Below are 12584 nucleotides of genomic sequence, written 5' to 3' on the forward strand. Positions count from 1 at the left end.
ACGGTGGGGTTTCGGATGACGCGCGGTTAAACGTGGAAGCTTTCGCCGCAACCACACTCGTCTTTGACGTTCGGGTTCGTGAATTTGAACCCTTCGTTCAGGCCTTCTTTGACGAAGTCCAGCTGAGTGCCGTTGAGGAATTGCAGGCTTTTGCCATCGACCACCACCTTCACGCCCTTGTCTTCAAACACGGTGTCATCAGACGCCGGCTCGTCAACAAACTCCAGTACGTAAGCCATACCAGAACAGCCGGAGGTACGTACGCCCAGTCGCAGGCCAAAGCCTTTACCACGGTTCGCCAGAAAAGAGCTTACTCGCGCGGCAGCGCTGTCGCTAAGGGTAATCGACATACTCAAACCTCAATTATTTTGCTTCACGTTTGCTTTTGTAATCCGCAATGGCGGCTTTGATCGCGTCTTCTGCCAGAATAGAACAGTGAATTTTCACCGGTGGCAGTTCGAGTTCTTCAGCAATATCCGTGTTCTTGATTGCCTGTGCTTCGTCCAGAGACTTGCCCTTCACCCATTCGGTGACCAGGGAGCTGGACGCAATGGCAGAACCGCAGCCGTAGGTCTTGAAGCGCGCGTCTTCAATGATACCTTCATTGTTGACTTTAATCTGCAACTTCATCACGTCGCCACACGCCGGTGCACCGACCATGCCGCTACCAACAGATTCGTCGCTGTTGTCAAAAGAGCCAACGTTGCGCGGGTTTTCGTAATGATCGATGACTTTTTCGCTGTATGCCATGATTGAATTCTCCTTATGTACCGATTAGTGATGTGACCATTCAATGCTGTTCAGATCCACGCCCTGCTTAAACATTTCCCACAGTGGAGAAAGGTCACGCAGACGGCCGATGGAGTTACGAACCAGCTTGATGGTGTAGTCAATCTCTTCTTCGGTAGTGAAACGACCTAAAGAGAAACGGATAGAGCTGTGTGCCAGCTCGTCAGTCATACCCAGCGCGCGCAGCACGTAGGATGGCTCCAGGCTTGCAGACGTACAGGCAGAACCGGAAGAAACGGCCAGGTCTTTGAGGGCCATGATCAGCGACTCGCCTTCAACATAGTTGAAGCTGACGTTGAGGATGTTTGGCGCGCCCTGCTCTAGATCGCCGTTCAGATACACTTCTTCCATATCCTTCACGCCGTCCCACAGACGGTTACGCAGCGTGCGCAGGCGTGCCATCTCGGTTTCCATCTCTTCTTTCGCAATGCGGTAGGCTTCGCCCATGCCCACGATCTGGTGAACAGGCAGCGTACCGGAACGCATGCCGCGCTCGTGACCGCCGCCGTGCATCTGTGCTTCGATGCGGATACGTGGCTTACGACGAACGTACAGCGCGCCGATCCCTTTCGGGCCATAGATTTTGTGGCCGGAGAAGGACATCAGGTCCACTTTCAGCTGGCTCAGGTCGATAGGCAGTTTACCCACGCTCTGGGTCGCATCTACGTGGTAGATAATACCGCGCGCACGGCACATTTCGCCGATGGTGGCGATGTCCTGAACGACGCCGATTTCGTTGTTGACGTGCATGATGGAGACCAGAATGGTGTCATCACGCATCGCTGCTTCGAGCTCTTTCAGGTCGATGATACCGTTGCTCTGCGGCGCCAGGTACGTCACTTCGTACCCTTCACGCTCCAGCTGACGGCAGGTGTCCAGCACGGCTTTGTGTTCGGTTTTGCTGGTGATAATGTGCTTGCCTTTTTTCTGATAAAAGTTGGCTGCACCTTTGATCGCCAGGTTGTCGGATTCGGTCGCACCGGAGGTGAAAACAATCTCACGCGGGTCGGCACCCACCAGGTCAGCAATCTGATTACGGGCGATATCAACCGCCTCTTCAGCATGCCAGCCAAAACGGTGTGAACGGGAAGCTGGGTTACCAAAGTTTCCGTCCAGGGTCAGACACTGCATCATTTTCTCGGCAACACGCGGGTCCACCGGCGTGGTTGCGGAGTAATCGAGATAAATCGGTAATTTCATTGCTCTATAAACTCCGTACATCGCTTCAATGCAAGGAATCAGGCAACCGGCTGGATGTACGACCGAGTACGCGGGGCGCGATGCCCCGGCCTGATTCTGAAATACTTATCGTTTTATTACGCGCGCAGTTTGACGTCGATGGCGTCCTGCGCGCGGGTGCTGCGTTGGGAATCATGGCTGTGCTGACGGCCTGATACATCCAGAACTTCCTGGTTATTCACCAGCTCACCGAGGGTGATGTTGTTCAGGAAGCCGGTCAGACGGTCGCTCAGATCGCGCCACAGCGCGTGGGTCAGGCACTTATCGCCGCCCTGGCAGCCGCCTTTACCCTGGCAACGGGTCGCGTCGACGGATTCGTCAACTGCGCTAATCACTTCACCCACTGCAATACTGCCCGCGTCTTTACCCAGCAGATAACCGCCGCCCGGGCCACGAACGCTGGAAACCAGTCCATTTTTACGCAGTCTGGAGAACAGCTGTTCCAGATAGGAGAGGGAGATCCCTTGTCGTTCAGAAATATCAGCCAACGGAACCGGGCCCGCTTCGGAGTTGAGCGCAACGTCCAGCATCGCGGTCACGGCATAACGCCCTTTAGATGTCAGTCTCATGTCTTACTTAACCTCAAACTCGCCCCTGCCCGGGGTTTTTTATTGTAAAATGGGGGTATTGCATAGCAGGGCCAAGTCTGACATTCCTGACTAAAATGGTCAACTATTTACTTGACTGTTTTAGTCAGGTATTTAACCTTCTGTGCCGTATCCTTTTGCCCGGCGGCGCTGCGCTTGCACGGGCCTACGGGTTTTGTAGGTCGGGTAAGCGAAGCGCCACCCGGCGAACAGACGACACTACTCCTTATTCTTTTGCTCAATCGACGCCAGAATGCCGCGCAGGATGTTCAGCTCCTGGCTTTCCGGGCGCGCGCGGGTGAACAAACGACGCAGCTTGTTCATCACCTGGCCTGGATGGCCTTCACGAATAAAGCCGGTCGAAAGCAGCGTCTGCTCCAGGTGACCATAGAAACGCTCCAGGTCATCCACCAGCGGGTAGGCCGTCTCTTCTTTAGGCTCTACCTCTTTCTCCTGCGTCGCCAGCCACGCCATACGCACTTCGTAGGCGATCACCTGCACTGCCATCGCCAGGTTCAGCGAGCTGTATTCCGGGTTAGCGGCAATCGCCACATGGTAGTGGCATTTCTGCAGTTCGTCGTTGGTCAGGCCAACGCGCTCACGGCCAAACACCAGCGCAACCGGCGCCTGTTCTGCCTCAGAGACACTCTTCAGACCGCATTCGCGCGGGTCCAGCATCGGCCACGGCAATGTGCGGGAGCGAGCGCTGGTGCCGACCACCAGGCTGCAACCTGCCAGCGCTTCGTCGAGGGTATCGACGATCTGCGCGTTGCCAATCACGTCGCTGGCTCCGGCGGCCAGGGCGATGGCCTGCGAGTCTGGCTTCACCAGCGGGTTAACCAGCCACAGGTTCGTTAAGCCCATGGTTTTCATAGCGCGGGCAACGGAGCCCATGTTGCCGGTGTGCGATGTTTCGACCAGCACGATTCGAATGTTTTGCAGCATAATTTTAGTGTCTGAATTCAGCGTCTGAAGAATATTCGGGCATATTATCATAAACGAGAGACATAATCCGATCCCGCTGCTATACTCTGCGCCGATTTTCCTGTTCTTTAACATCCAGTGAGAGAGACCGATGCATCCGATGCTGACCATCGCCGTGCGCGCAGCGCGCAAGGCGGGTAATGTAATTGCCAAACACTACGAAACGCCAGACTCCGTAGAAACCAGCCAGAAAGGCAGCAATGATTTCGTGACGAATGTCGATAAAGCCGCAGAAGCGATTATTATCGAAACGATCCGCAAATCTTACCCGCAGCACACCATCATCACCGAAGAAAGCGGTGAACATGAAGGTACCGATCAGGATGTTCAATGGGTTATCGATCCACTGGATGGCACCACCAACTTCGTTAAACGCCTGCCACACTTCTCTGTGTCTATCGCCGTACGCATCAAAGGCCGTACTGAAGTCGCTGTTGTGTACGATCCAATGCGTAACGAACTGTTCACCGCTACCCGCGGTCAGGGCGCACAGCTGAACGGCTACCGTCTGCGCTGCAGCAACGCTCGCGATCTGGACGGCACCATCCTGGCGACCGGTTTCCCGTTCAAGGCGAAACAGCACGCAACCACCTACATGAATATCCTGGGCAAACTGTTCACCGAATGCGCGGACTTCCGTCGCACCGGTTCTGCTGCGCTGGATCTGGCTTACGTGGCGACCGGCCGCGTTGACGGATACTTCGAGCTGTCTCTGAAGCCATGGGATTTTGCCGCGGGCGAGCTGATCGCACGTGAAGCAGGTGCCATCGTGTGTGATTTCACCGGCGGCCATAACTATATGTCTACCGGCAACATCGTTGCAGGTAACCCACGTGTCGTTAAAGCCATGCTGGCAAACATGCGTGATGAACTGAGCGACGCGCTGAAGCGTTAATCGAGCGTATTATGCCCGGTGGCGCTACGCTTACCGGGCCTACAAAATCCCTCAGGTACGTCAGAAAGGCCGCAATCCCCTTCCCACCGGCACCGCGCTCATCCACATCGTCACCGCCGCCACCAGCAGAATCACCCCGCCCGCCAGCGCGAGCGTTGTCCATCCGACCTGTCGCCACAGCACCGGCGTTTTATTGCCGCTGAGTTTAACCGCCAGCTGACGGAAGCTGTGCACCAGCAACGCCAACGAAGAAATCGTCAGTGACGTTCCAGCCGCCATCGCCAGCGCAGAAAGCATTCCCCAGCCAAACACGCCAATCACCTTGCTGAACAACAACACCATGACTGCCCCCGAGCACGGGCGCATCCCCATCGAGAGCACAATCATCAGCCGCGCACGCCAGTCATCACCGTTCTGTAGCTGTTCCTGCGTCGGCAGATGCTGATGTCCGCAGCCACAGTTTTCATCGTGAACGTGATGCGGCGTAAAAGTCCTGAATTGCGGTTTTTGCAGCAGCGCGCGCAGTTTTTTCAGCGCTCGCCAGCAGAGGATCAGCCCCAGCACGCCCACCAGCGCATAGCTCCCCTTTTCCAGCCAGAAGCTACTCATGTGCAGCTGCCGGGCTGGAAGCTGAAGAAGTGAAAGCACCACGACAACCAGCCCAATCGCCACGCCCCCCTGAAGCAGCGAGGAGGCCAGCGTCAGCCCGATACTCGATTTCAGCTTCGACGGATGGGTCGCAAGCCAGGTGGTGATAACGATTTTGCCATGCCCAGGCCCCAGCGCATGCAGCACCCCGTAGATAAAGCTGAACGCCAGCAGGGAACCGCCCGCTTTCGTTGGGTTCTCCGCCACCGCTTTCAGTAAACCACTCATCTGCTGGTTCACCTCGCGTTGCCAGATGATGCTTTTCATCATCACCTGCGGCCAGGCCTGCCACAGCCAGAGCGAACCGCCAATAGCTAACAGTATAAAAAGCGCCAGCGGCCAAAGATGAAGCCAGCGGCGAGATTTGCGGGACGGAGAAGCGATCACTGACATTGTAACGTCACCTCCTGCGCGAACTGTTTACCCAACTCCATGTCCTCCGGTGGCGCATCTTCTTTATCAAGAGAGACGGCAAAGTTCAGCGTCTCTTCGCTGGGCGTCGGGGTGTGAACCGCCATTTTGCAGGTTTTCTGCAACGAGGCCGGAAGCTGTACATCGCTCTCGTCGGCGTAGTGCATGTCGACGTAGTAGGTGGGGTCAAAAGTGGAAAAAGTATATTTTTGCCCTGCCAGCGGCTGCGGGTGCGCCAGCGGAAGGACGAACGTCAGCACCGCCTGATGCCCGTCGCGTGACATACCATACTCCGTGGGTCGGTTAAGAAACTTCACCTTCTGGCCGTTATGCCAGAACTCGGTGAAGTAGTGCTGACCCAGCACGTTAGCCATCACTTCCGCCGCCAGCTTTTTCCAGATTTCATCGCCGGGCTTCGCATTTCCCGCATCATAAAGCAGGTCAGCCGAGGTGATTTCATCCATCGTCCAGCGCATCTTCAGGCCACTTAACTGCGTGCCGTCGGTGACCAGTTCGGTTTTCAGGCTGATAAAACTGTGAGGATGTGCGCAGGTGGTGAAGGAGATAACCGCCAAAAATAACGCCATCGCACTGTGTTTAACTGTCTGCATCAATTCCTCACGTCAAAAATTCTGTGATGTTCTCCAGCAATCCTGAGTGAAAGGCCTGCCGGTGCGCTTTTCAGCCCCCATCCTTTAGCTATTCTTATCAAACATTCACACTGGATACCCGACAGATGATGACGACGCTTGAAATTCCATCTGTGCTTTCCAGTTCGCAGCGCCGTTGCCAGGTGCTTTTAATGCTTTACCTGCCCGATGCTGCCGTCACCGCACAGAGCATAATCGCAGCCAACGGCGTGGACGACGTCCTGGCACGGCAAGATATAGCCGAGACGCGCGATGAAATCCAGCGCTATCACCGGCTGGATATCGTCACGCACCACGACGGCAGCTACCGGATTGAAGGCACTGCCCTGAACCAGCGTTTATGCCTGCTGCACTGGCTGCGCAGGGCGCTCCGCCTTTGCCCGCAGTTTGTCTCGCACCAGTTTACGCCAGCGTTAAAAACCGCGCTTAAACAACACGGCATCGCGCGGCCACTTTACGACGATGCTAACCTGCGGGCGTTAATCAACTTCTGCTCGCGCAAGCTGCAGCGGCAGTTTGAGTGTCGCGACATCCAGTTCTTACAGCTCTACTTACAATACTGCCTTATCCAGCACCACCTGGGGAATACGCCACAATTTTCCCATGCCCAGCGCAGCTGGACGCAGTCGCGGGGAGAGTATTTTACGGCGCAGGAGATCGTCCGTCACTGGAAGCGGCGCGTTCCTCAGGGCGCGCATGTGGATGAGCAGTTGTTTCTGGCGCTGCTGTTTATGATGCTCCGCACGCCCGATCCGGTGCTCGATAAGCACCAGCAGGATGAGCGTTTGCGTCGCGCCATCGTGCGCATGGTGGCCCGTTTTCGCTCGCAGACCGGGATGAACTTCAGCGACGAGCAAGGGCTGACCGATCAGCTGTATATCCATCTGTCTCAGGCGCTGGACCGTTCCCTGTTTGAAATTGGCATCGACAACAGCCTGCCAGAGGAGATCCATCGTCTCTATCCCCGGCTGTTACGCACCACGAAAGAGGCGCTGTTTGAGCTGGAAGCGGAGTTTGGCCTGCGTTTTTCCGATGAAGAGATGAGCCTGGTCGCGGTGATTTTCGGCGCCTGGCTGATGCAGGAGTCCGATCTCCATGAAAAGCAGGTGGTGCTGTTGACCGGGGAAGATAAATCCTGTGAGGAGCTGATTGAACAGCAGCTGCGCGAGTTGACGCTGCTGCCGCTCAATATTCGCTATCTGACGTTGCAGGCTTTTCAGAAAGAGGGCGCGCCGCGCGAAGCCGCGCTGGTGGTCACCCCCTATCCTGTTGCCCTTCCGCTGTTCTCGCCGCCGTTGATCCACGCGGTTGAATCACTGAATGCGCAGCAGCAAGAGCATATTCGCGCTATGCTGGAGTCGTAGTTACGCGCGTGCGGCCACTTTTGGTCGAACAAACATCGCCGGTAGCGCCACCAGCGCCATTACCCAGAAGACGCCGTGCCCGAGGTGTTGATACAGGAAACCGGCAAAGACCGTCATCACCGCAATACTGCCGCCCATTGCTACCGCGGAATAGACCGACTGCAGACGAATCACATCCCCGCCCTCACGCGCAGCGATATAGCGCATCGCCGCCAGGTGACATACGGTGAAGGTGCCGCAGTGCAGAATTTGCGCCACGATCAGCCATGGCAGATCCGTCGTCCAGCCCATAATACCCCAGCGTGCCACGCCGCAAATCGCCGAAAGCAACAGCAGATCGCGCGCGCCAAAACGGCGGAACAGCTTTTTGCTCAGGGCGAAAATAATGACTTCGGCTACCACGCCCAGCGACCAGAGATAACCAACCGCAGAGGCAGAGTAGCCCGCCCCCTGCCAGTAGATAGCGCTGAAGCCATAGTACGCCGCATGCGCCCCCTGAAGCAGACAGACGCACGCCAGAAAGCGCCAGCTCTGTGCGACCAGGCTCCGCCAGGCTGGCCAGCCCGCGCTCTCCTGATGGCGACTTTCTCCCTGCGGCATCACGGATGGACGTAACAGCATTCCGAGCAGCATCGACGCTATCCCGATGCTCAGCAGAGCCAGAATCGCACGGTAGTCGTAAAGGCTGACCAGTTTCCCCACCAGCGCGGAACCGATAACAAAAGCAATAGAGCCCCACAGGCGCACGCGGCCATAGTCCATGGTGATCTGCTTTTGCCAGGTGTTCGCCAGCGCATCCGTCAGAGGAACCAGCGGAGAGAAGAACAGGTTAAAGCCGACCATCACCACCATCAGCCAGGCAAACTGATGGCTTACCCAGAAGCAGGCGATAAAGACCAGGGTGAGCAGCGCGAGAATGCGTACAGCCTTGATCAGCAGAGAGGGATCGCTGACGCGCGGGGCAATCAGCAGGCTGCCAAGAAAACGCGCCACCAGTCCGGCCCCCAGCAGAACGCCGATGGTCTCTGGAGTCAGGCCGATTCCCTTGAGCCAGACGCTCCAGAATGGCAGAAAAATACCGTAGCTAAAGAAATAGGTGAAATAGCTGAGCGCCAGCCAGCGCGTGGAATGCAAGACCATGAATCCCTCCCGAAATGGAGGCCATAGTCTGGCGAGAATAGAAAAATTAAGCAAGTAGATAGCCTGCTATAAATTAACGAAAAATTAACATATCGTGCAGTCGTCAGGCTTATGGCAGGGAATGAAAATGTGTATTACGTTTAAATTACTCCACTTGCAGAGGTTTTCTGCCATGAACTCACTACGTTATCTCGATTTTGGTCAGTCACGCCATCTGTTGTTGTTGATTGCCCGTATCGCGCTTGTCGTCCTGTTTATTATCTTTGGTTATCCGAAACTGACGGGGTTTAGCGGCACCGTACAATATATGACCTCGCTGGGGACACCGATGCCCATGCTGGCGGCCATTATTGCGGTGGTGATGGAAGTGCCAGCCGCCATCCTGATCGTACTGGGCTTTTTCACCCGCCCTCTTGCCGTGCTGTTTGTGTTCTACACGCTGGGCACGGCGGTGATTGGTCACCATTACTGGAATATGACCGGTGACGCGGTCGTACCGAATATGATTAATTTCTACAAGAATGTCAGTATTGCGGGCGCATTTATATTGCTGGCGATTGTAGGTCCAGGCGCAATATCCCTTGACCGCCGTTAAGCCATAAAAAAAGGCCGCACGCGCGGCCTTTTAACGTTCTGCTGAGCAGAGGAATTATGCGTATACCGGGAAGCGTGCGCAGATATCCAGAACTTTACCTTTGACGCGCTCGATAACCGCTTCGTCATTGATGTTGTCCAGAACGTCACACATCCAGCCAGCCAGCTCTTTCACTTCCGCTTCTTTAAAGCCGCGACGCGTCACAGCCGGAGAACCGATACGGATACCGGACGTCACGAACGGGCTCTTCGGATCGTTTGGCACGCTGTTTTTGTTCACGGTGATGTTAGCGCGGCCCAGGGCAGCGTCAGCTTCTTTACCGGTCAGGTTCTTATCAACCAGATCCAGCAGGAACAGGTGGTTTTCAGTACCGCCAGAAACCACTTTGTAGCCACGGTTCAGGAACACTTCCACCATCGCTTTGGCGTTCTTAGCAACCTGCTGCTGATAAACCTTGAACTCTGGCTCCATCGCTTCTTTCAGCGCTACCGCTTTTGCCGCGATAACGTGCATCAGCGGGCCGCCCTGCGCGCTTGGGAACACGGCAGAGTTCAGTTTTTTGTACAGCTCTTCGTCACCGCCTTTCGCCAGGATCAGGCCACCGCGTGGACCCGCCAGGGTTTTATGGGTAGTGGTGGTCACAACGTGAGCGTGCGGAACCGGGTTCGGGTAAACGCCGGCGGCAATCAGACCCGCTACGTGCGCCATGTCGACGAACAGGTAAGCACCGATGCTGTCTGCGATTTCACGCATTTTTGCCCAGTCAACGATACCGGAGTAAGCAGAGAAGCCACCGATGATCATCTTCGGTTTATGCTCTTTAGCCTGCTTCGCCATGTCTTCGTAGTCAATTTTACCGGACTCATCGATACCGTAAGGGATGATGTTGTACAGTTTGCCGGAGAAGTTCACCGGGGAGCCGTGAGTCAGGTGGCCGCCCTGCGCCAGGTTCATACCCAGCACCGTATCGCCCGGCTGCAGCAGCGCGGTGTAAACGGCGAAGTTAGCCTGAGAGCCGGAGTGCGGCTGCACGTTCGCGTAGTCAGCGCCAAAGAGTTCTTTCGCACGGTCGATTGCCAGCTGCTCAACGATATCAACGTACTCGCAACCGCCGTAGTAGCGCTTGCCTGGATAACCTTCAGCGTATTTGTTGGTCAGCTGAGAACCCTGTGCCTGCATGACGCGCGGGCTGGTGTAGTTTTCGGAGGCGATCAGTTCGATGTGCTCTTCCTGACGTACTTTTTCCTGCTCCATAGCCTGCCACAGTTCGGCATCATAATCGGCAATGTTCATTTCACGCTTTAACATCCGCATCTCCTGACTCAGCTAACAAGTAAATTTTGGCCTGAAAAGGCAGTCCTGTTGGACGACGGGCAACAGTATAACTGAATAGTTCTGTGATAACAGGTCTTGACAAACGATTTTACGCAAACGTTTTCCTTCACGCCACGCAAGGGTTTGAGGAATAAAGCGCTCCCCTGTTTCAACGGATTTCTTTTCAGGTTTGTGATGCATATTTTTCATCTTGCAAAGAACCATTTACAACGCAGGGGTATTTTTTATAAGATGCATTTAAAATACATCATTAAAGTTACATCAAAAGGACGCGCTCATGCTCGACGCTCAAACCATCGCTACCGTTAAAGCCACCATCCCCCTGCTGGTGGAAACCGGTCCTAAACTCACCGCTCATTTTTACGATCGCATGTTCACGCATAACCCAGAGTTGAAAGAGATTTTCAACATGAGTAACCAGCGTAATGGCGATCAGCGTGAAGCCCTGTTCAACGCCATCGCGGCCTACGCCAGCAACATTGAAAACCTGGCGGCATTACTGCCTGCGGTGGAAAAAATCGCGCAGAAGCACACCAGCTTCCAGATCAAACCCGAGCAGTACAATATTGTCGGCGGCCACCTGCTGGCAACGCTGGACGAAATGTTCAGCCCGGGCCAGGAGGTACTGGACGCCTGGGGTAAAGCCTACGGCGTGCTGGCAAACGTCTTCATCAACCGTGAAGCACAGATCTACAGTGAAAACGCCAGCAAGAACGGCGGCTGGGAAGGCACTCGCGCCTTCCGCATCGTTGAGAAAACACCGCGCAGCGCATTGATCACCAGTTTTGAATTTGAACCGGTGGATGGTCAGCCGGTAGCGGATTATCAGCCAGGCCAATATCTGGGCGTGTGGCTGAAGCCTGAAGGTTTTCCGCATCAGGAGATCCGCCAGTATTCCCTGACCCGCAAACCCAGCGGCAAAGGCTATCGCATTGCGGTGAAACGCGAGGACGGCGGCCAGGTTTCCAGCTGGCTGCATAACGAAGCCAGCGTGGGTGACGTCGTTCACCTGGCCGCACCGGCGGGTGACTTCTTCATGGCGGTAGACGCTACTACCCCGGTAACGCTGATCTCGGCTGGTGTCGGCCAAACGCCAATGCTGGCGATGCTGGATACGCTGGCGAAAGCAAACCACAGCGCACAGGTCAACTGGTTCCATGCCGCAGAGAACGGCGATGTGCATGCCTTTGCGGACGAAGTGAAAACGCTGGGCGCGACGCTGCCCCGCTTCACCGCGCATACCTGGTATCGCCTGCCAACGGAAGCAGACCGCGCAGCCGCACGTTTTGACAGCGAAGGGTTGATGAATTTAAGCCAGCATGAAGGGGCGTTCAGCGCGCCGGATATGCAGTTCTACGTCTGCGGACCGGTGGCGTTTATGCAATATGCCGCGAAGCAGCTGGTGGCGCTGGGTGTGAATAAAGACAACATTCATTACGAATGTTTCGGCCCGCATAAAGTGCTGTAATGCAAAAAGCCCCTCGAACGAGGGGCTTTTTTTTCGCCGGGTGGCGGCTACGCCTTACCCGGCCTTCAAAACCGTTGGCATCGTTAAATCGCGGCGTCGTCTTCTTCGCCGGTACGGATACGGATTACGCGCGCCACGTCAAAGACGAAGATTTTACCGTCGCCAATTTTGCCCGTCTGCGCCGTGCGGATGATGGTATCCACGCAGGTATCGACGATGTCATCGCTGACCACGATTTCAATTTTCACTTTCGGCAGAAAGTCGACCATGTACTCTGCGCCACGATAAAGCTCGGTGTGGCCTTTCTGACGACCAAAACCTTTCACTTCCGTCACGGTCATCCCGGTGATGCCGACTTCCGCCAGCGCTTCACGCACATCATCCAGTTTGAAAGGTTTAATAATCGCATCAATCTTTTTCATGGTGGGTCCTTAAACGCTTGCCTGTAAGCTGCCTCGTAATCGATTGCTCACAGTACC

At 55.4% G+C, this 12584-nt stretch carries 14 protein-coding genes; 4 read left to right on the forward strand and 10 right to left on the reverse strand.

The window, feature by feature from the left end:
* Nucleotides 1–26 precede the first annotated feature (26 nt).
* The 5 genes from iscA to trmJ form a co-directional block, all read right to left on the reverse strand.
* Entirely contained in the window at nucleotides 27–350 is a 324-nt protein-coding gene (gene iscA / locus AAER43_RS16960; protein ID WP_003860659.1) for an iron-sulfur cluster assembly protein IscA, read from the reverse strand.
* 13 nt (nucleotides 351–363) lie between these two features.
* Nucleotides 364–750: a Fe-S cluster assembly scaffold IscU gene (iscU, locus tag AAER43_RS16965; RefSeq protein ID WP_003860661.1), complete on the reverse strand. Its 387-nt coding sequence runs from the start codon at nucleotides 748–750 to the stop codon at nucleotides 364–366.
* 24 nt (nucleotides 751–774) lie between these two features.
* Nucleotides 775–1989: a cysteine desulfurase gene (gene iscS, locus AAER43_RS16970; RefSeq protein WP_008502157.1), complete on the reverse strand. Its 1215-nt coding sequence runs from the start codon at nucleotides 1987–1989 to the stop codon at nucleotides 775–777.
* Nucleotides 1990–2105: 116 nt separating this feature from the next.
* The gene (gene iscR / locus AAER43_RS16975; protein ID WP_008502158.1) at nucleotides 2106–2597 is read right to left on the reverse strand and encodes a Fe-S cluster assembly transcriptional regulator IscR; all 492 of its coding nucleotides are present in this window, start codon (nucleotides 2595–2597) and stop codon (nucleotides 2106–2108) included.
* Between the two features lie 237 nt (nucleotides 2598–2834).
* Nucleotides 2835–3560: a tRNA (cytosine(32)/uridine(32)-2'-O)-methyltransferase TrmJ gene (gene trmJ / locus AAER43_RS16980; protein WP_008502159.1), complete on the reverse strand. Its 726-nt coding sequence runs from the start codon at nucleotides 3558–3560 to the stop codon at nucleotides 2835–2837.
* A gap of 130 nt (nucleotides 3561–3690) precedes the next feature.
* Here trmJ and suhB point away from each other — a divergent pair, with 130 nt between their 5' ends.
* Entirely contained in the window at nucleotides 3691–4494 is an 804-nt protein-coding gene (suhB, locus tag AAER43_RS16985; RefSeq protein ID WP_003860668.1) for an inositol-1-monophosphatase, read from the forward strand.
* 60 nt (nucleotides 4495–4554) lie between these two features.
* Here the strand turns inward: suhB and AAER43_RS16990 are convergent, their stop codons facing one another.
* Nucleotides 4555–5535: a nickel/cobalt transporter gene (locus AAER43_RS16990; protein WP_050862352.1), complete on the reverse strand. Its 981-nt coding sequence runs from the start codon at nucleotides 5533–5535 to the stop codon at nucleotides 4555–4557.
* Nucleotides 5526–6164, reverse strand: coding sequence for a DUF1007 family protein (locus AAER43_RS16995; protein ID WP_050862351.1), 639 nt, complete (start codon nucleotides 6162–6164; stop codon nucleotides 5526–5528). The genes AAER43_RS16990 and AAER43_RS16995 overlap by 10 nt, the downstream gene beginning before the upstream one ends.
* 125 nt (nucleotides 6165–6289) lie before the next feature.
* Between AAER43_RS16995 and csiE the strand changes: the two genes are divergently transcribed.
* Complete coding sequence (csiE, locus tag AAER43_RS17000; RefSeq protein ID WP_023337632.1) at nucleotides 6290–7567, forward strand: stationary phase inducible protein CsiE; 1278 nt, start codon at nucleotides 6290–6292, stop codon at nucleotides 7565–7567.
* Here csiE and AAER43_RS17005 read toward each other — a convergent pair whose 3' ends face one another.
* Nucleotides 7568–8707 (reverse strand): 3-phenylpropionate MFS transporter, encoded by a 1140-nt coding sequence (locus tag AAER43_RS17005; protein WP_050862350.1) that lies wholly within the window; start codon nucleotides 8705–8707, stop codon nucleotides 7568–7570.
* Nucleotides 8708–8879: 172 nt separating this feature from the next.
* Here AAER43_RS17005 and AAER43_RS17010 point away from each other — a divergent pair, with 172 nt between their 5' ends.
* A complete protein-coding gene (locus tag AAER43_RS17010) occupies nucleotides 8880–9302 on the forward strand; it encodes a DoxX family protein (RefSeq protein WP_014884830.1) in 423 nt (140 codons plus the stop codon).
* Nucleotides 9303–9356: 54 nt separating this feature from the next.
* Here AAER43_RS17010 and glyA read toward each other — a convergent pair whose 3' ends face one another.
* Nucleotides 9357–10610, reverse strand: a complete 1254-nt coding sequence (glyA, locus tag AAER43_RS17015) for a serine hydroxymethyltransferase (RefSeq protein WP_008502165.1) — start codon at nucleotides 10608–10610, stop codon at nucleotides 9357–9359.
* A gap of 304 nt (nucleotides 10611–10914) precedes the next feature.
* On the opposite strand from glyA, the gene hmpA reads away from it, so the two are divergent.
* Entirely contained in the window at nucleotides 10915–12105 is a 1191-nt protein-coding gene (hmpA, locus tag AAER43_RS17020) for an NO-inducible flavohemoprotein (RefSeq protein WP_050862349.1), read from the forward strand.
* Between the two features lie 83 nt (nucleotides 12106–12188).
* Here the strand turns inward: hmpA and glnB are convergent, their stop codons facing one another.
* Nucleotides 12189–12527, reverse strand: coding sequence for a nitrogen regulatory protein P-II (glnB, locus tag AAER43_RS17025; RefSeq protein ID WP_003860685.1), 339 nt, complete (start codon nucleotides 12525–12527; stop codon nucleotides 12189–12191).
* Nucleotides 12528–12584: the final 57 nt, after the last annotated feature.

Origin of the sequence: Enterobacter sp. FUJ80071, from assembly GCF_038739915.1 — a bacterium.
In the GTDB taxonomy this organism is placed as follows: domain Bacteria; phylum Pseudomonadota; class Gammaproteobacteria; order Enterobacterales; family Enterobacteriaceae; genus Enterobacter; species Enterobacter kobei.

What these genes read in the sequence shown, in the direction of transcription:
- glyA (WP_008502165.1), bottom strand. Translation starts at nt 10,610, where the DNA reads ATGTTAAAGCGTGAAATGAACATTGCCGATTATGATGCCGAACTGTGG.
- iscU (WP_003860661.1), bottom strand. Translation starts at nt 750, where the DNA reads ATGGCATACAGCGAAAAAGTCATCGATCATTACGAAAACCCGCGCAAC.
- AAER43_RS17010 (WP_014884830.1), top strand. Translation starts at nt 8,880, where the DNA reads ATGAACTCACTACGTTATCTCGATTTTGGTCAGTCACGCCATCTGTTG.
- iscR (WP_008502158.1), bottom strand. Translation starts at nt 2,597, where the DNA reads ATGAGACTGACATCTAAAGGGCGTTATGCCGTGACCGCGATGCTGGAC.
- csiE (WP_023337632.1), top strand. Translation starts at nt 6,290, where the DNA reads ATGATGACGACGCTTGAAATTCCATCTGTGCTTTCCAGTTCGCAGCGC.
- AAER43_RS17005 (WP_050862350.1), bottom strand. Translation starts at nt 8,707, where the DNA reads ATGGTCTTGCATTCCACGCGCTGGCTGGCGCTCAGCTATTTCACCTAT.
- AAER43_RS16995 (WP_050862351.1), bottom strand. Translation starts at nt 6,164, where the DNA reads ATGCAGACAGTTAAACACAGTGCGATGGCGTTATTTTTGGCGGTTATC.
- AAER43_RS16990 (WP_050862352.1), bottom strand. Translation starts at nt 5,535, where the DNA reads ATGTCAGTGATCGCTTCTCCGTCCCGCAAATCTCGCCGCTGGCTTCAT.
- trmJ (WP_008502159.1), bottom strand. Translation starts at nt 3,560, where the DNA reads ATGCTGCAAAACATTCGAATCGTGCTGGTCGAAACATCGCACACCGGC.
- glnB (WP_003860685.1), bottom strand. Translation starts at nt 12,527, where the DNA reads ATGAAAAAGATTGATGCGATTATTAAACCTTTCAAACTGGATGATGTG.
- iscA (WP_003860659.1), bottom strand. Translation starts at nt 350, where the DNA reads ATGTCGATTACCCTTAGCGACAGCGCTGCCGCGCGAGTAAGCTCTTTT.
- suhB (WP_003860668.1), top strand. Translation starts at nt 3,691, where the DNA reads ATGCATCCGATGCTGACCATCGCCGTGCGCGCAGCGCGCAAGGCGGGT.
- iscS (WP_008502157.1), bottom strand. Translation starts at nt 1,989, where the DNA reads ATGAAATTACCGATTTATCTCGATTACTCCGCAACCACGCCGGTGGAC.
- hmpA (WP_050862349.1), top strand. Translation starts at nt 10,915, where the DNA reads ATGCTCGACGCTCAAACCATCGCTACCGTTAAAGCCACCATCCCCCTG.